This window comes from Variovorax sp. Varisp46 (assembly GCF_059491885.1).
This window is the reverse complement of record NZ_CP168515.1, coordinates 2,318,334-2,334,871: the sequence shown is the minus strand read 5'-3', so window position 1 is coordinate 2,334,871 and position 16,538 is coordinate 2,318,334. Positions and strand designations below refer to the sequence as shown.

Annotated in this window: 18 protein-coding genes; 15 read left to right on the top strand and 3 right to left on the bottom strand. The window is 67.3% G+C overall.

The window, feature by feature from the left end; all coding sequences use genetic code 11:
• The first annotated feature begins 64 nt into the window (after window positions 1-64).
• A complete protein-coding gene (locus ACEN9N_RS11035; protein WP_413747515.1) occupies window positions 65-790 on the top strand; it encodes a response regulator transcription factor in 726 nt (241 codons plus the stop codon).
• Window positions 787-2,277 carry a sensor histidine kinase gene (locus ACEN9N_RS11030; protein WP_495656065.1) on the top strand — a complete coding sequence of 497 codons (1,491 nt, stop codon included), beginning with the start codon at window positions 787-789 and terminating at the stop codon, window positions 2,275-2,277. Before ACEN9N_RS11035 ends, ACEN9N_RS11030 begins: the two co-directional genes overlap by 4 nt.
• Window positions 2,278-2,311: 34 nt before the next feature.
• Here ACEN9N_RS11030 and ACEN9N_RS11025 read toward each other — a convergent pair whose 3' ends face one another.
• From ACEN9N_RS11025 to ACEN9N_RS11015, 3 genes are all read right to left on the bottom strand, one after another.
• Window positions 2,312-3,211 carry a transglutaminase family protein gene (locus ACEN9N_RS11025; protein WP_007829270.1) on the bottom strand — a complete coding sequence of 300 codons (900 nt, stop codon included), beginning with the start codon at window positions 3,209-3,211 and terminating at the stop codon, window positions 2,312-2,314.
• A 123-nt stretch (window positions 3,212-3,334) separates the two neighbouring features.
• Window positions 3,335-5,176 carry a bifunctional tRNA (5-methylaminomethyl-2-thiouridine)(34)-methyltransferase MnmC2/FAD-dependent 5-carboxymethylaminomethyl-2-thiouridine(34) oxidoreductase MnmC1 gene (gene mnmC / locus ACEN9N_RS11020; RefSeq protein WP_495656064.1) on the bottom strand — a complete coding sequence of 614 codons (1,842 nt, stop codon included), beginning with the start codon at window positions 5,174-5,176 and terminating at the stop codon, window positions 3,335-3,337.
• A 16-nt stretch (window positions 5,177-5,192) separates the two neighbouring features.
• A complete protein-coding gene (locus ACEN9N_RS11015; RefSeq protein ID WP_007829266.1) occupies window positions 5,193-5,468 on the bottom strand; it encodes an oxidative damage protection protein in 276 nt (91 codons plus the stop codon).
• Window positions 5,469-5,615: 147 nt separating this feature from the next.
• On the opposite strand from ACEN9N_RS11015, the gene ACEN9N_RS11010 reads away from it, so the two are divergent.
• The 13 genes from ACEN9N_RS11010 to ACEN9N_RS10950 all read left to right on the top strand — a co-directional run bounded on the left by ACEN9N_RS11010 (window position 5,616) and on the right by ACEN9N_RS10950 (window position 16,521).
• Window positions 5,616-6,668 carry a sulfate ABC transporter substrate-binding protein gene (locus ACEN9N_RS11010; RefSeq protein WP_495656063.1) on the top strand — a complete coding sequence of 351 codons (1,053 nt, stop codon included), beginning with the start codon at window positions 5,616-5,618 and terminating at the stop codon, window positions 6,666-6,668.
• Between the two features lie 101 nt (window positions 6,669-6,769).
• The gene (gene ssuE, locus ACEN9N_RS11005; protein ID WP_007829262.1) at window positions 6,770-7,354 is read left to right on the top strand and encodes an NADPH-dependent FMN reductase; all 585 of its coding nucleotides are present in this window, start codon (window positions 6,770-6,772) and stop codon (window positions 7,352-7,354) included.
• A gap of 125 nt (window positions 7,355-7,479) precedes the next feature.
• Window positions 7,480-7,617 (top strand): hypothetical protein, encoded by a 138-nt coding sequence (locus tag ACEN9N_RS11000; protein ID WP_007829260.1) that lies wholly within the window; start codon window positions 7,480-7,482, stop codon window positions 7,615-7,617.
• Window positions 7,618-7,645: 28 nt separating this feature from the next.
• On the top strand, window positions 7,646-8,608 hold the full coding sequence (locus tag ACEN9N_RS10995) for a sulfonate ABC transporter substrate-binding protein (RefSeq protein ID WP_413311598.1): 963 nt from the start codon (window positions 7,646-7,648) through the stop codon (window positions 8,606-8,608).
• Window positions 8,608-9,777, top strand: a complete 1,170-nt coding sequence (gene ssuD / locus ACEN9N_RS10990; protein ID WP_495656062.1) for an FMNH2-dependent alkanesulfonate monooxygenase — start codon at window positions 8,608-8,610, stop codon at window positions 9,775-9,777. Before ACEN9N_RS10995 ends, ssuD begins: the two co-directional genes overlap by 1 nt.
• Window positions 9,778-9,898: 121 nt before the next feature.
• Window positions 9,899-10,744 carry an aliphatic sulfonate ABC transporter permease SsuC gene (gene ssuC / locus ACEN9N_RS10985; protein ID WP_007829255.1) on the top strand — a complete coding sequence of 282 codons (846 nt, stop codon included), beginning with the start codon at window positions 9,899-9,901 and terminating at the stop codon, window positions 10,742-10,744.
• Between the two features lie 10 nt (window positions 10,745-10,754).
• Window positions 10,755-11,726, top strand: a complete 972-nt coding sequence (locus tag ACEN9N_RS10980) for an aliphatic sulfonate ABC transporter substrate-binding protein (RefSeq protein WP_495656061.1) — start codon at window positions 10,755-10,757, stop codon at window positions 11,724-11,726.
• A 3-nt stretch (window positions 11,727-11,729) separates the two neighbouring features.
• On the top strand, window positions 11,730-12,560 hold the full coding sequence (locus ACEN9N_RS10975; RefSeq protein ID WP_495656060.1) for an ATP-binding cassette domain-containing protein: 831 nt from the start codon (window positions 11,730-11,732) through the stop codon (window positions 12,558-12,560).
• 150 nt (window positions 12,561-12,710) lie between these two features.
• On the top strand, window positions 12,711-13,997 hold the full coding sequence (locus tag ACEN9N_RS10970; RefSeq protein WP_413311604.1) for an O-acetylhomoserine aminocarboxypropyltransferase/cysteine synthase family protein: 1,287 nt from the start codon (window positions 12,711-12,713) through the stop codon (window positions 13,995-13,997).
• Between the two features lie 62 nt (window positions 13,998-14,059).
• The gene (locus ACEN9N_RS10965; RefSeq protein ID WP_007829250.1) at window positions 14,060-14,275 is read left to right on the top strand and encodes a TOBE domain-containing protein; all 216 of its coding nucleotides are present in this window, start codon (window positions 14,060-14,062) and stop codon (window positions 14,273-14,275) included.
• Between the two features lie 554 nt (window positions 14,276-14,829).
• Window positions 14,830-15,309 carry a rhodanese-like domain-containing protein gene (locus tag ACEN9N_RS10960; RefSeq protein ID WP_495656059.1) on the top strand — a complete coding sequence of 160 codons (480 nt, stop codon included), beginning with the start codon at window positions 14,830-14,832 and terminating at the stop codon, window positions 15,307-15,309.
• 34 nt (window positions 15,310-15,343) lie between these two features.
• The gene (gene epsC, locus ACEN9N_RS10955; RefSeq protein WP_413311611.1) at window positions 15,344-16,255 is read left to right on the top strand and encodes a serine O-acetyltransferase EpsC; all 912 of its coding nucleotides are present in this window, start codon (window positions 15,344-15,346) and stop codon (window positions 16,253-16,255) included.
• Complete coding sequence (locus ACEN9N_RS10950) at window positions 16,252-16,521, top strand: helix-turn-helix domain-containing protein (protein WP_007829247.1); 270 nt, start codon at window positions 16,252-16,254, stop codon at window positions 16,519-16,521. Before epsC ends, ACEN9N_RS10950 begins: the two co-directional genes overlap by 4 nt.
• Window positions 16,522-16,538 lie beyond the last annotated feature (17 nt).

The following is a 16,538-nucleotide window of genomic DNA, read 5'->3' as shown; positions in this document are numbered from 1 at the left end:
TCATCACGCAAAGTTCAATTAATCGTGATAACTCCAGAACCCGGATGGCGGGACAATCGAGGCCATGGACACCCCCAAACGCGTGCTGATCGTCGAGGACGACGCCCATATCGCCGAACTCCTGCGCATGCACCTGCGCGACGAAGGCTATGCGGTCGAGCACGCCGCCGACGGCCATGCCGGCCTGCGCGAGCTGGAGCGCGGCAGCTGGGACGCGCTGGTGCTCGACCTGATGCTGCCCGGCATCGACGGCCTCGAAATCTGCCGCCGTGCCCGCGCCATGACGCGTTACACGCCCATCATCATCATCAGCGCGCGGTCGAGCGAGGTGCACCGCATCCTCGGGCTGGAACTGGGCGCCGACGACTACCTGGCCAAGCCTTTCTCGGTGCTGGAGCTGGTGGCCCGCGTAAAGGCGCTGCTGCGGCGCACCGATGCGCTGGCGCGCAACGCACGCATGGAGTCCGGCAGCCTCACGCTCGGCAACCTCGGCATCGAGCCGCTGGCGCGCGAGGTGCGCGTGGACGGCAGGCTCATCGAGCTCACGCCGCGCGAGTTCGACCTGCTGTACTTCTTCGCGCGCAACCCGGGCAAGGTGTTCTCGCGGCTCGATCTGCTCAATCAGGTCTGGGGCTACCAGCACGATGGCTACGAGCACACGGTGAACACGCACATCAACCGGCTGCGCACCAAGGTGGAGGCCGACCCGGCAGAGCCACGGCGCATCCTCACGGTGTGGGGGCGCGGCTACAAGTTGTCAGCCACCGGGAGCGGGGAGGACGTGGCGTGATCGCCTGGGCCACCCTGTCGCGGCGGCTGTCGGCCGTGTTCGCGGTGCTGCTGCTGGTGTGCTGCGGTGCCTCGGTGTGGCTGCAGGTGCGCTCCAACGGCATGCACGAGCAGGAGGTCGTCCAGCGCCTGTCGACCGGGCTGGCGGCGCACATCGCGGAAAACTCCGAGCTGATGAAGCCGGGCGGCCTCGACCAGGAAGCGGTAAAGGACCTGTTCGACAAGCTGATGGCCGTCAACCCGAGCGTGGAGGTCTACCTGCTGGGGCTCGACGGCCGCATCGAGGCGCAGGCCGCACCGGCCGGGCACCTGAAGCGCGACAGGGTCGCGCTGGGGCCGATCCGCAAGCTGCTGTCGGGCGCGCCACTGCCGATCGCGGGCGACGACCCGCGCAGCCTCACAGCCTCCAAGGTATTCAGCGCCGCGCCGCTGCGCATGGGCGGGCGCGATGCGGGTTACGTCTACGTGGTGCTGCAGGGCGAGGACCACGACGCGCTGGTCGCCAACGTGGGCGCCGACAACGTGCTGCGCACCACGCTCTGGTCGATGGGGCTGGTGGCGCTGCTCGGGCTGCTCGCGGGCCTCGCGGCCTTTCGCCTCATCACGCGGCCGTTGCGCGAGCTGACGGCGGCGGTGAAGCGCTTCGAGACCGAGGGCATCGCTTCACTCGAAAGCGAAGCGCCCACGCTGGAGCGCCTCTCCCACGGCACTGACGAAATCGCCCAGCTGGGCCAGGCCTTCACGCAGATGACGCGCCGCATCGCAGAGCAATGGCGCGAGCTCACGCTGCAGGACCAGCAGCGCCGCGAGCTGTTCGCCAACATCTCGCACGACCTTCGCACGCCGCTCACTTCGTTGCATGGCTACCTCGAGACCCTGCTGCTCAAGGCGGGCACGCTCGACGAGTCGGAGCGACGGCGCTACCTGGAGATCGCGCTAGGCCAGAGCCGCAAGGTCGGCCGGCTCGCGCAAGAGGTGTTCGAGCTGGCGCGGCTCGAATACGGCGTGGTCAAGCCCGAGAAAGAGAACTTCGCGCTGGCCGACCTCGTGCAGGACGTGTTCCAGAAGTTCGAGCTGGCGGCCGAAGCGCGCCATCAACGCCTCGAGCCCGACATCGCACCGGGCCTGCCGGTGGTGTCGGCCGACCTCGGGATGATCGAGCGCGTGCTGACCAACCTGCTGGACAACGCCATCCGCCACACGCCCGAGGGCGGCGAGATCGTGGTGCAGCTGCGGGCGGAGAACGCGGGCGTGACGGTGCAGGTGAGCGACACGGGCCCGGGCATTCCGGGTGAACTGCAGAAGGCCCTGTTCATGCGCCCGGTGTTCATGAACGGTTCGCGCACCGACAGCGCCAGCAGCGGCGGGCTGGGCCTCGTGATCGTGAAGCGAATCCTGCAGCTGCACGGCAGCGACATCCGGCTGGTGCAGCAGCCCGACAAGGGCGCGGTGTTCCGGTTCCAGTTGGGCGGGGCGGCGGGGGGCTGAGGCCCAAGCGCCGGCGGCCCCCGGCGATGCCCGTTCAGTCCTTGCGGCGCGTGACGACCACCGTCGCTTCGAGGCCCTCATAGGCCTCGGCATCCCCATACCAGCTGCCCGAGATCGGCGCCGCCTGCGCCGGGTCGCGCGTGACGCCCACGCGGATCAGTTGGCCGCTGCCCATCAGATTGTTGGTCGGGTCGAAGGCCAGCCAGCCGATGCCCGGCAGGTAGGCCTGCAGCCAGGCATGCGTGGTGCCGGCGCCGGTCATCGATTCGCCCTGGGCCTGCGCGGCGTTGTCGAGCGCGGCGTCATAGATGTAGCCCGAGACGAAACGCGTCGCGATGCCCAGGCGCCGCGCGGCTTCCATCATCAGCAGCGCGTAGTCGCGGCAACTGCCGCTGCCGAGCGCCAGCGTGACGAGCGGCGTTTGCGTGCCTTCCTCGTCGCGTGCCTTGTATTCGAGACTCTGGCCGATGTGCGCGTTCATGCGTGCGAGCACCTCGCGCGTGCTGTTGGGCTTGTCGGTGTGCAGGAACTGGTGGGCCCAGCGGATCAGCGTGCCCTGGGCGTCGTCGTCGTGGTGCGGGCGCAGGTAGTGCTCGAGGTCGAGACGCTCCTGCACCGAGTAGGCAAAGGGCAGGAATTCGGCGGCCGGGTCGAGCGCCAGCTGGTCCTGCTGCGCCGGCACCTGCTCGATGGTGAACGAGCAGACGATGCGCAACTCGGTCGCCTCGCCCATCGGCTGCACCAGCGCCACGGAGTTGGAATGCGGATCTTGAATGAGCCGGGTGAAGGCCTGCGGGCTCACCTGCAGGTCGGTGGCCAGCACGCGCAGGTCATGGCTGTCGCGCGGGCGGAACATCACACGGTGCTGGCCGAAGGTGACCGGCTTCTTGTAGCGGTAGACGGTGGTGTGCTTGATGTCGTACTGGATGGCCATGCGCCGCATTCTCACGCGTTCGCGTGGCAAAGCGGTGATTGCGCTGGCGTATGCCACAAAATCGGCGCACCTATGGGGACTGCCGGATCGACCACAGCGGGCAGTTTCGGGGCAGGGCGCTGGCTAGAGCCGCTGCGTTCCAAGCGCCTTGGCCAGCGTGGCCGGCAGGGGCAGCGGCTCGGCATGCCACTGCGCAGCCAGCAGTTCGGCGCACAGCGCAGCGAAGCTCAGGCCGCGCGAACCCAATGCGGTGCAGGCCCAGAGGCCCGGTGCTTCCGCGCCGATCGGGCCGACCAGCGGGCGCCGGTCGCCCGAAGCACAGCGGATGCCAACCCAGCTGCGGACCTTGCCGTGCGCGAACGAAGGAGCCAGCGCAGCGGCCGACGCCGGGTGCAGCCGCGCAAGGCGCTCCCGGTTGGAGTCGCTGTCGGCCGCGGTCGGGGCGAGGTCCGTGCTGTCGCGATCGAAGGTCGCGCCGGCCAGCCAGATCGGGGTGCCTTCGGCATCGGGCACGCGTGCGACCAGATGGCCGTCGCCGTTCAGGGGGGTGGCGGGCAATTCGATGCCGTCGGCCATGTAGCCCCAGGCGACCTGGCCGCGCACCGGCTGCAGGGGCAGCTTGGGGGCGAAGCGGTCCGATTCGAAGCCTGCGCAAATGACCACGCGGTCGGCGTCTGTCAGCAACTCACCGGCCGGGTCGAACAATTGCCAGCTGTTCGCACGGCGCTCCAGGCGTGCCACCTGGCATCCGCCGCGAAACTCGACGCCCGGCTGGCGCAGCCATGCGGCGATCAGCCGGTGCGGCCGCACCCAGGCGGCGCGTGCGTGCCAGAGGGCGGGCACATCGACCGGCAGGCCAACCGCCGCCAACTGCGCCCCATTCGCGGGCCACGATTCGTTGGGCCCGTCGTCGTTCCAGCCGGCCGGAACGCGCACATCGCCATCGGGCCGGCGCTCCAGCACGCCGCTGGCGCGCCAGTCGCGGCCTTCTTCGAGCAGCCGCGTCAGCTCGATCCACGTGGCGCGGATGCCGGCACGCGTGAGGCGCGAGAGCAGGGAGTCGTCAGGCGACACGTGCGGCGCCAGCATGCCCACGGGCAGCCCCGAAGCGCCTGATGCGGGCCGCTCGGCGGCATCCAGCACCGAGACCTGCCAGCCGCGCCGCGCCAGGCTGGCCGCCACGGCCGCGCCCGCAAGCCCGGCACCAATGACGGCGCAATGGTCTGGCGTGCCGATTCGCTCGGGCATGGGGCCGCGGCGGCGCACCGTCCAGGCGGGCGCGAACACGCCGTGCAGGCAATCGCGCTTGGGCGGCAGGCCCTGGCGCTTCTCGACCGTGAACCCGAACTGCACGAGCGCATCACGCACCGCCCGTGCGATGGTCCAGGTGGCGATGCGCGTGCCCTGCCGCGCGAAGCGAGACACCGCTTTGAGCGTGTCTTCCGACCACATTGCAGGGTTCTGCTGCGGGCTGAAGCCGTCCAGAAAGATGCTGTCGGCCTCGAAGCGCTGAGCGCGCAGCATCGGCTGCACGTCGCCGATGCAGAGGGTGAGCAGCACGCGGCCCTCATCGAACGCCAGCCGGTGAAAGCCGGGCAGCAGCCCATGCCACTGCGCAGCCAGTTCGCCGGCAAGGGACGCCAGTTCGGGATACGCGCCGGCCGCGCGCAGCAGATCGTCGGGTGAAACCGGATGCGCCTCGACCGAGACGAAGTGCAGCATGCGCGGCCGCGCCGAATCCGAGCGCCACGCCTGCCAGGTTGTCAGGAAATTGAGGCCCAGCCCGAAGCCGGTTTCGAGAATCAGCCATTGCGGCTGTCCGGCCCACGCTTCGGGCAGGCCGCAGCCACCCAGGAACACATGGCGCGATTGCGCCAGGGCCCCGGTTTCGGTGTGGTAGATGTCGTCGAAGCGTTCGCTTCGGGGCACGCCGTCGGCGCGCCAGGCCACCGGTTCTGCGTTCACGACGCAGCGGCGGCGATCAGCTTCCCGACGGGGGTACGTAACCCTGGGCCACGTCGGCGCCTTCGCCGAAGAAATGCTTTTCCATCTGCCGCGCCAGGTACTGGCGGGCGCGCAGGTCGGCCAGGTTCAGCCGGTTTTCATTGACCAGCATGGTCTGCTGCTTGAGCCAGGCGGCCCAGGCTTCCTTGCTGACGTTTTCCCACAGGCGCTTGCCCAGATCGCCTGGGTAGGGCGGGAAGTCGAGCCCTTCGGCCTCTTTGCCGAGCTTGATGCACTGAACCATGCGTGCCATTTCGATTGCCTTTGAACGGGAAAAGTGGGGAAAGCGGTTGCTTAGTTGATTTGGCTATTTAGAACTGAAAACTTGGTTGTTCCAGTTTCTATATGTCGTATTGAGAATACGCAGCTTCATTGATATGCCTTTTTAGAGCAAGACACCATGAGCCTTCGCCGCGACTTTATCAAGCTTTCCCTGGGTGCCGGTGCGGCCGGTGCCATGGCCCTGTCGGCGTTGCCGGCGTTCACGCAGCAGGTTCCTGCCGCGGCCAAGGGTCCGGTGACGCTGCTGAACGTGTCGTACGACCCGACGCGCGAGCTCTACGTGGACTACAACCAGGCCTTCGCCAAGTACTGGAAGGCCAAGACCGGCCAGGATGTGTCGGTCAAGCAGTCGCACGGCGGCTCGGGCAAGCAGGCGCGCTCGATCATCGACGGCATCGACGCCGACGTGGCCACGCTGGCGCTGGGCGGCGACATCGATGCCATCGTCAAGCATGGCGGCCTCGTCAATGCGGACTGGCAGAAGCGCCTGCCGCACAACTCGGCTCCCTATACCTCGACCATCGTGTTCCTGGTGAAGAAGGGCAACCCCAAGGGCCTGAAGGACTGGGACGACCTGATCAAGCCCGGCGTACAGGTGATCACCCCCAACCCCAAGACCTCGGGCGGCGCCCGCTGGAACTACCTGGCCGCGTGGGAGTTCGCCAAGCGCAAGTACGGCGGCGACGCCAAGGCCAAGGAATACATCGGCAGCCTGTTCAAGAACGTGCCTGTGCTCGACACCGGTGCGCGCGGCTCGACCATTACCTTCGTGCAGCGCGGCGTGGGCGACGTGCTGCTGGCCTGGGAAAACGAAGCCTTCCTGGCGCTGAAGGAATTCGGCCCCGAGAAGTTCGAGATCGTCGTGCCGTCGATCTCCATCCTGGCCGAGCCCAGCGTGTCGGTGGTCGACAAGGTCGTCGACAAGAAGGGCACGCGTGCCGTGGCCGAGGAATACCTGAAATACCTTTACTCCGACGAAGGCCAGGACATCGCCGGCCGCAACTTCTACCGCCCGACGTCGGACAAGGCGAAGGCCAAGTACGACAAGCAGTTCCCCAAGCTCACGCTGGTGACCATCGACCAGGCCTTCGGTGGCTGGGCGAAAGCCGACAAGGAGCATTTCGCTGACGGCGGCTCCTTCGACCAGATCTATACGACCAGGCAGAAGTAAGAAGCCAACCCGCTGCCAGGCCGGCAGTGCAGGGCGCCGTTCGACGTGCGCCGTGGCCCGGCTCGCCCTGAATTTCCGAAGATCAAAAACGAAAGCTTCCCGTGTCCGTTCTCCTGATTGCCGGCAGTCCCTCGACCCCGTCCCGCTCCACCGCCTTGCTCGACGCGGTGGGCGAGCGCCTGGCCCAGCGCCATGCGCGGATCGAGCGGCTCGCCATCCGCGAGTTGCCGGCGCAGGCGCTGCTGCTGGCCGACTGGAACCATCCGGCCATCGTGAACGCGATTGCCAAGGTGGCCGAGGCCCGCGTTGTCGTGGTGGCCACGCCGGTCTACAAGGCGGCCTACAGCGGTGTGCTCAAGGTCTTCCTCGACCTGCTCTCGCAGAACGCGCTCAAGGGCAAGACGGTGCTGCCGCTGGCCACTGGCGGCAGCCCGCACCACATGCTCGCGCTCGACTACGCATTGCGGCCCGTGCTGCAGTCGCTGGCGGCGCGTCACATCCTGCCGGGCGTCTACGCCAGCGAATCGCAGATTGCGCTGACGCCCGAGAACGCCTACCAGGTGCACCCCGACCTGGCCGAACGGCTCAACGAGGCCACAGAGGTGCTGGCCACGGAAGGCCTGAAGCTGCCCGCGACCCACGGCTTCGAGCCGGTGCCGTTCTCCCGAGTGCGATGTAGCGTCTGAAAGCGCGGACTCGTCGCGAGTCCGGCTTCTCGACCTCGCCCTTCATTCCCGCTGTTTTGAGAACCGCCTGCGCGCGGTGCGGGACAGCCTTTGCCCGACGTTTTGCAACACCAAGGAATCTCCGCATGAACCCCGTTGCCACCGAAGACTCCGTGCTCGACACGACGCCGCGCTCCCTCTGGCACGCGCTGGGCGATCTCGCCGTGAGCGTCGTCGTCGTCAGCGCCATCGCGCTGATCGTGAGCTTCATTGCCGCCGCCTGAGCGCGGCGCATTCCACACAAGCCTTGCCATGACACAACAGATTTCTGCTCCCCGCCGCCGCCTGATCCAGGGCGCTGCCGCCGCCATCGCGCTGCCTTCCTCGTTCGCCGCATTGGCGCAGGCGCCCGCGCGCCAGTTCCGCATCGGCCACCAGAAGGGCTATCTCACGTTGCTCAAGGGCCGCGGCACGCTCGAGAAGCGCCTGGCACCGCTCGGCGTGAGCGTGAAGTGGACCGAGTTCACGGCCGGCCCCGTGCAGCTCGAAGCACTGAACGTCGGCTCGATCGATTTCGGCGACGTGGGCGAGGCGCCGCCCATCTTCGCGCAGGCCGCCGGTGCGCCGCTGGCCTACGTGGGTGCGACGGTGCCGCGTCCGCAGGCCGAGGCGGTGCTGGTGCCCAAGGGCTCTGCCATCAAGACCGTGGCAGATCTGAAGGGCAGGAAGATCGTGCTCAACAAGGGCTCGAACGTTCACTACTTCATCGTCAAGCTGGCCGAAAAGCACGGCCTCGCATACGCGGACCTCAACCTGGTCTACCTGCCGCCGGCCGATGCGCGCGCCGCGTTCGAGAAGGGCTCGGTCGACGCATGGGTCATCTGGGATCCGTTCCTGGCCGCGGCCCAGAAGTCGCTCGACGCGCGCATCCTGGCCGACGCCACCGGCGTGGTCGGCAACCGCGGCTACTACTTCTCGTCGCTCGACTACGTCGCGAAGAACGCCGACGTGCTCGCGATCGCAATCGAGGAAGTCAACAAGGTCGACACCTGGGGCGCCGCCCACAAGGACGAACTGGCCACCGAGCTGGCCGCGCTCTGGGGCCTGCCCAAGCCAGTGGCCGACCTCGCGCAGGGCCGCACGGCCTTCGGCACCTCGCCCATCACCAAGGCCATTCTGGGCGAGCAGCAAAAAATTGCCGACACCTTCTTCGCGCTGAAGCTGATCCCCAAAAAGATCAACGTGCTCGAAGCCGCCGGCGCGGGGATCGCGTGATGCAGATCTTCTGGTTCCTCCCCACGCACGGCGACAGCCGCTACCTCGGCACGAGCGAAGGCGCGCGCCCCGTCGACCTGGCCTACCTGCAGCAGATTGCCGGCGCGGCCGACAACCTCGGCTACGAAGGCGTGCTGATCCCGACGGGCCGTTCGTGCGAAGACCCTTGGGTCATCGCCTCCAGCCTGATCGGCTCGACGAAGAAGCTCAAGTTCCTGGTCGCGGTGCGCCCCGGCCTGCATCAGCCCAGCCTGGCCGCGCGCATGGCCGCGACCTTCGACCGGCTCTCGGGCGGGCGTGTGCTCGTGAACCTCGTGACCGGCGGCGACCAGGCCGAGCTCGAAGGCGATGGTGTCTACCTCGACCATGCATCGCGCTACGAGCAGTCGGCCGAGTTCATCCGCATCTGGCGCGAGATTCTTGCGCGCAGCCACGGCGGGCAGGCCTTCGACTACGAGGGCCGGCACCTGAGCGTGAAGGGCGCGAAGCTGCTCTATCCGCCGGTGCAGAACCCTCATCCACCGGTGTGGTTCGGCGGCTCGTCGGCCGCCGCGCACGAGCTTGCGGCCGAGCAGGTCGATGCCTATCTCACATGGGGCGAACCGCCCGCGGAGGTGGCCAGGAAGATCGCCGACGTGCGCAACCGTGCCGCGCGCAAAGGGCGGACGGTGGAGTTCGGCATTCGCCTGCACGTGATCGTGCGCGAGACCGAAGACGCCGCATGGAAGGCTGCCGAGGAACTGATCAGCCGCGTCGACGACGAGACGGTCATTCGCGCCCAGGCCGCCTTTGCGCGCATGGACTCCGAAGGCCAGCGCCGCATGGCCGCGCTGCATGCGGGCGGCGCCAGGCGCTCGCGTGCAGAACTGGAGATTTCGCCCAACCTCTGGGCCGGCGTGGGCCTCGTGCGCGGTGGCGCCGGCACCGCGCTGGTGGGCGACCCGAAGACCGTCGCGGCGCGCATCGAGGAGTACGCAGCGCTCGGCCTCGACAAGTTCATTCTCTCGGGCTATCCGCACCTCGAAGAGGCTTACCGCTTCGCCGAGCTGGTGTTCCCGCTGCTCTCGCGCAAGGCGAAGACGCAGCTGGCCGGCGGCTCGCTGAGCGGCCCGTTCGGCGAAGTCGTTGCCAATCTCGACGCGCCCTCGCGCCTCGCTTCCCAAAGCTAGAAATGACGCACATCCCCAGTCTTCGCGCACTTCGTGTCGCTTCGCCAACCCCCTTGCAGGGGGCAACACCAGCGGCCCGGCAAAGCCGGCTCCACGGTGTTTCTTGAAAAGAGGGAATCACATGACCGAACAAGTTCAGGAGCTGCCGGCCGTGGCGCCGGTGGAAAACACCGGCAGCACGCTCGCAGGGTTCGCCGTCAACGTCGCGAAGCGGCTGGTGCCGTGGCTCGTGCCCGTCGGGCTCATCGTGTTCTGGCAGATCGCGTCGTCGCTGGGCTGGCTCAGCACCCGCGTGCTGCCGGCGCCGGTCGACGTGGTCAAGGCCGCATGGACGCTCACGGCCTCGGGCGAGCTGTGGACACACGTGAAGGTCAGCGCGGGCCGCGCGCTCGCGGGGCTCGCCATCGGCGGCGGGGCAGGGCTCGCGCTGGGCCTGCTGACGGGCTCGGTGAAGTTCGCCGAGACGCTGCTCGACTCCACCATCCAGATGGTGCGCAACATTCCGGCGCTCGCGCTGATCCCGCTGGTGATCCTGTGGTTCGGCATCGACGAATCGGCCAAGCTGTTCCTGATCTCGGTGTCGGTGTTCTTCCCGATCTATCTCAACACCTTCCACGGCATCCGCAACGTCGATCCGCAGCTGATCGAGATGGGCCGCACCTATGGCCTGTCGCGATGGCAGCTGTACCGCGAGGTGATCCTGCCGGGGGCGCTGTCGTCGATCCTGGTGGGCCTGCGCTTCTCGCTCGGCCTGATGTGGGTGATCCTGATCGTGGCCGAGACCATCTCGGCGCAGGCCGGTATCGGCTACCTCACGATGAACGCCCGCGAGTTTCTGCAGACCGACATCGTGCTGGTGGGCATCCTGCTGTACGCGCTGCTCGGCAAGCTGGCCGACCTGTTCGCGCGCGGGCTGGAGCAATGGTGGCTGCGCTGGCACCCCGGCTACCAGAAGAAGGCGAAGTGAGGACCGGGGCATGACACATTCGTCCATCATCTCCCGACGCGCGGCCATCGCCGCGCTGGGCGCAATGGGGGCCGGCACGGTGCTTGCACAGGGCGTGGCCGCGCGGCCGGTCATCGTGCGGCTCGGCTACCAGAAGTCGTCGACGTTGATCGCCGTGCTCAGGGCACAGGGCGCGCTCGAGAAGCAGCTCGCGCCGCTCAACGCCGCGCTGAGCTGGCACGAGTTCACCAGCGGCCTGCCGCTGCTCGAAGCGCTGAACCTCGACAACCTCGATATCAGCGCCGACGTGGCCGACACCGTGCCCGTGTTCGCACAGGCGGCAGGCGCCGACCTGACCTTCATCGCTCAGGAAGCGCCGTCGCCCGCCGCGCAGGCCATCGTCGTGCGTGAAGATTCGCCGCTCAAGATCGTGGCCGACCTGAAGGGCAAGAAGGTCGGTTTTGCCAAGGCGGCTGGTGCGCACTACCTGCTGATCGCCGCGCTCGACAATGCCGGTCTGTCGTTCAAGGACATCGAGCCCGCCTACCTTACGCCTGCCGACGGCCGTGCAGCCTTCGAGAAGGGCGCGATCGACGCCTGGGTGGTGTGGGATCCGTTCCTCGCCGCCGCGCAGCGCCAGTCGAAGGTGCGCGCGTTGGCCGACGGCACGGGCATCGCGTCGTACCAGCGCTACTACCTGGCGCGCACCAGGTTCGCGAAGGCGCGACCCGACGTGCTGCGCGTGGTCTATGCCGAACTGGAGAAGACCGGCCGGTGGGTCAAGCAGAACCCGAAGGAGGCGGCCGCATTGCTGTCCCCGGTGTGGGGCCTCGACGCCGCGACCATCGAACAGGCCAACGCCCGCCGCAGCTACGCGGTGCGCCCGGTGGCGCCCGAGGGTCTGGTCGAACAGCAGCGTATCGCCGACGCCTTTTTCGCCGAAAAGCTGCTGCCCCGAAAGATCGATGCGCTGAATGTGGCGCTGTTCAAGCCTGGAGCCTGACCCATGAGTGCCGTTCTGAAAGACATCCAACCCCAGGCCATCGCCGGTGGCGTGCGCCTCGAAGCGCGCGGCCTGCACAAGCGCTATGGCGCGCGCGAAGTGCTGCGCAACACCCGGTTGACCATCGAGCCGGGCCAGTTCATCGCCATCGTCGGGCGCAGCGGCTGCGGCAAGAGCACGCTGCTGCGGCTCGTCGCGGGCCTGGAGGAACCGAGCTCTGGCGGGCTCTACACCGACGGCAAGGCTGTGAACGGCCTGCACGACGACACCCGCATCATGTTCCAGGAGGCGCGCCTTCTTCCCTGGCGCCGCGTGCTCGACAACGTGACGCTGGGCCTGTCGAACGAGGCGAAGGCGCGCGGCAAGGAAGTGCTCGCGCAAGTCGGGTTGGCCGACCGCGAGAACGAATGGCCTGCACGCCTGTCGGGCGGGCAGCGCCAGCGTGTGGCACTGGCGCGCGCGCTGGTGCACCACCCGCGCCTGCTGCTGCTCGACGAGCCGCTGGGCGCGCTGGATGCGTTGACGCGCATCGAGATGCACCGCCTCATCGAGAACCTGTGGCAGCACCACCGCTTCACCGCGCTGCTGGTGACGCACGACGTGCAGGAAGCCGTTGCGCTGGCCGATCGCGTGATCCTGATTGAAGACGGCCGGATCGCACTCGACGAGAACATCGCGCTGGCCCGTCCGCGCTCGCAGGGCGACCCTGCCTTTGCGGCGATTGAAAAACGAATCCTCGACAGGGTGCTGCAGAAGTCCGAAGAGACCGACGCGCAAAGCACCGATGCCAGTTGGCTTACGCCCCCGGCCCATGCCCTGCGCTGGGCAATTTGATGTTCACCCCCCAGGCTTGCCCACTTCGTGTGGCCGCCAACCCCCTCGCTGGGGGCAATACCAGCGGCCGGCAGAGCCGGTTCCGCGGTATTCCTGGATGAATTCAATCCGCCAGCTCGCTTTTTCCTTCAACTCTGAAAGGTGATCCGCATGTCGCAGAACTGGAAATTCGAAACCCTGTCGGTGCACGCCGGCTATTCGCCCGAGCCGACCACCCGCGCCGTGGCGCCGCCGATCTACCAGACGGTGGCCTACGCCTTCGACAGCGCGCAGCACGGCGCCGACCTGTTCGACCTGAAGGTGCCGGGCAACATCTACACCCGCATCAACAACCCGACGCAGGATGTGCTTGAGCAGCGCGTGGCCGCGCTGGAAGGCGGCATCGCCGCGCTCGCGCTGGCCTCGGGCCAGGCGGCCGTGACCTATGCGATCCAGACCATCGCGGAGGCGGGCGACAACATCATCAGCAGCACCGCGCTGTATGGCGGCACCTACAACCTGTTCGCCCACACGCTGCCGCAATTCGGCATTACCACGCGCTTCGCGGACCACCGCGATCCGTCGAGTTTCGATAAGCTGTTCGACGAGAAGACCAAGGCGGTGTTCGTCGAATCGTTGGGCAACCCGGCCGGCAACGTGACCGACATCGCGGCCATCGCCGAGATCGCGCACCGCCACGGCGTGCCGCTGATCGTCGACAACACGGTGCCGTCGCCGTACCTGAGCCGGCCCATCGAGCACGGCGCCGACATCGTGGTGCATTCGCTCACCAAGTACCTGGGGGGCCACGGCACCAGCATCGGCGGCGCCATCGTCGATTCGGGCAAGTTCCCGTGGGCGGAGCACAAGCAGCGCTTCAGGCGCTTGAACGAACCCGACGTGAGCTATCACGGCGTGGTCTACACCGAGGCGCTGGGCGCGGCCGCCTACATCGGCCGCGCACGCGTGGTGCCGCTGCGCAACACGGGCGCGGCCATCTCGCCGTTCAACGCCTTCCTGATCCTGCAGGGCATCGAGACGCTGGCGCTGCGCATGGACCGCATCAGCAGCAATGCACTGGCGGTGGCGCAGCACCTCAAGCAGAGCAAGGCCGTCAACTGGGTGAACTACGCTGCGCTCGAAGACCATGCCGATCATGCGCTGGCGAAGAAGTACTTCGGCGGCCGTTCCAGCGGCGTGCTGACCTTCGGCATCGGCGCCGGTCGCGAGGGCGGGGCGAAGTTCCTCGATGCGCTGAAGCTCTTCACGCGCCTCGTGAACATCGGCGACGTGCGCTCGCTGGCCACGCACCCCGCATCGACCACGCACCGGCAGTTGTCGCCCGAAGAGCTTGCCAAGGCCGGCGTCACGGAGGACACAGTTCGCCTGTCGGTCGGCATCGAGCACATCGACGACCTGATCGCCGACCTCGAACAGGCCTTGGCCGCAGCCAGGTGATCGCATCGCTCCTGTTTTACCCATCCCGATCATTCCTTCAACCTGAAAGAGAAAGAAACATCATGTCCATCCAAGCCATCAACGTGCGCAACCAGTTCAAGGGCAAGGTCCGCGAGATCATCCGCGGCGACGTCGTCTCCGAAGTCGACGTCGAGACCGCCTGGGGCATCGTCACCTCGGTCATCACCACGCGCTCGGTCGACGAGCTGCAGCTGAAGGTGGGCTCCGACGTGGTCGCGCTCGTGAAGTCGACCGAGGTTTCGATCGCGAAGCTCTGACGGACCCTCGGGCATCTGCGATGACCCGGCGCCGCTTTGGCGCCGGGTTTTTTCGTTTTCGAGGGTGTGTGCTTGCAGCGATCTGCGGGGCATGGCGGCGTTGGTTGCAGCTGCAACAGGCGCCCTGGTCCACGCGGCTGACAAGCGGTATCCGCTTGATTCAGTAAAGAAGATCGAAGTCGTCGAACCCTCCAGTGGGTCTGTGTGGGAGAACAAGGATCTCCTGGATTGCTCCGATGTCGTGTTCAGGTGACGCTTCCGTGACTTTCAGAAATGGAAAGATCATCGTCATCGGAGTCGAGCGCACAGGGAGGATCAACATCTTCGAGGCGAACGCCCAACTCGAACCTGGCGGTGTTCCTGAAAGCAGAGCGTGGATCAGACCGCGCCGGCCGTGCGCGCCGCCACCGCGGGAGCCGCTGCCTGACATGCGGCTATACAACGTCTGGTTGTTAGGAACCGACTTTTCGGTTGTTTGAGCTTGCGCCCCGGGCTCCTACAGTGGTGGCCATCGCCATCAAGGCGAATCCAACGCATAACAGGAGCCGCACAGCATGTCAGTGGAAGTTGAAGAACTCGTCTTGCCCGAAGCACGGGAACAGGCGCGCGCCAAGGCCACCGAAAGCAATTTACCTTACGCCGGCGGCGTGACGCCACCGGTGGCCTGGGAGTTGGTGCAGAAGGGCCTGGCCGTGCTGGTCGATGTGCGCTCGGGTGAAGAACGCAAGTTCGTCGGCCATGTGCCCGAGAGCCTGCACGTGGCGTGGGCCACCGGTACGGCGCTCACGCGCAACCCCCGCTTCGTGCGCGAACTCGAAGCCAGGCTTGCGAAGGACGGCGGCAAGGAGGCCGTGGTGCTGCTGTTGTGCCGCAGCGGCAAGCGGTCCGCGCTGGCGGCCGAGGCCGCTGCCAAGGCGGGTTTCACGCAGGTGTTCAACGTGCTCGAAGGCTTCGAGGGCGAGATCGATGCGCAGCAGCATCGCGGCGGCTCCGACGGTTGGCGCTTCCACGGCCTGCCGTGGGTGCAGGACTGAGCGCACCAGGCACATCTTCCAGGGAGAAACACACATGGCCCATTTCGAAGTGAGCGACATCGTGCGTGCGCTGCACAGCGTGCGCGACGAGTGGCGCGACTCGCAGCGCCGCTCGCGCGAGCCCGGCGCACGCGAGTTTCCGTCGCGCGATGCGCTTGCGCAGACCGTCGAGTCGCTGAAAGGCGCGCTCTTTCCGATGCGGCTGGGCCCGCCGGACCTGCGCCACGAGAGTGAAGACTTCTACGTCGGCCACACACTCGATGCGGCGCTGCAGGCGCTGCTGGCGCAGGCACGGCTTGAACTCAACTACAACGCGCGCCACGAGCCGCGCCCCGCGCACGAGGTCGATGACATTGCCACCGAGGCCGTGCGCCGGTTCGCGAACGCACTGCCTGGACTGCGCCGCCTGCTCGACAGCGACGTGCTCGCGGCCTACCAGGGCGACCCGGCTGCGCGCAGCGTCGACGAGGTGCTGCTGTGCTACCCCGGCGTGCTCGCGATGATCCACCATCGCCTTGCGCACGAACTCTACAAGCTCGGCCTGCCGCTGCTGGCACGCATCGTGGCCGAGTTGGCGCACGGGCAGACGGGCATCGACATCCACCCGGGCGCGCAGATCGACGCGGGCTTCTTCATCGACCACGGCACTGGCGTCGTGATCGGCGAGACGGCGGTCATCGGCAAGCGTGTGCGGCTGTACCAGGCCGTGACGCTCGGTGCCAAGCGTTTTCCGATCGACACCGAGGGCAACCTGCAGAAGGGGCTGCCGCGGCATCCGGTGGTGGAAGACGACGTGGTCATCTACGCGGGCGCGACCATTCTCGGCCGCGTCACGCTTGGCAAGGGCGCGGTCATCGGCGGCAACGTCTGGATCACCGACGACGTGAAACCGGGTGCGAGCGTCACGCAGGCCAGCCTGCAGAACGCACCGAAGGGTGGCGCATGAAAGCATTCGTCGAAGACTTCGGCGTGACCATCCGCCAGCTGCGCGAAGGCGAGGGCTGGTCGCAGGAGGAGTTGGCCGAGCGCTCCGATCTGAACCGCTCCTACGTGGGCGAGATCGAACGCGGCCGCGTCATCCCGTCGATCGTTACCGCGCAGAAGCTGGCCACCGCGCTCGGCATCAACATGGTCGGCCTGCTCATGCGCTGCGAGCAGTTGGAACAATCGCGTCTTGCGCGAAGGATCAACTTGGCGGCTATAGCCTGTTGAGGGCAAACCCGTGGCTA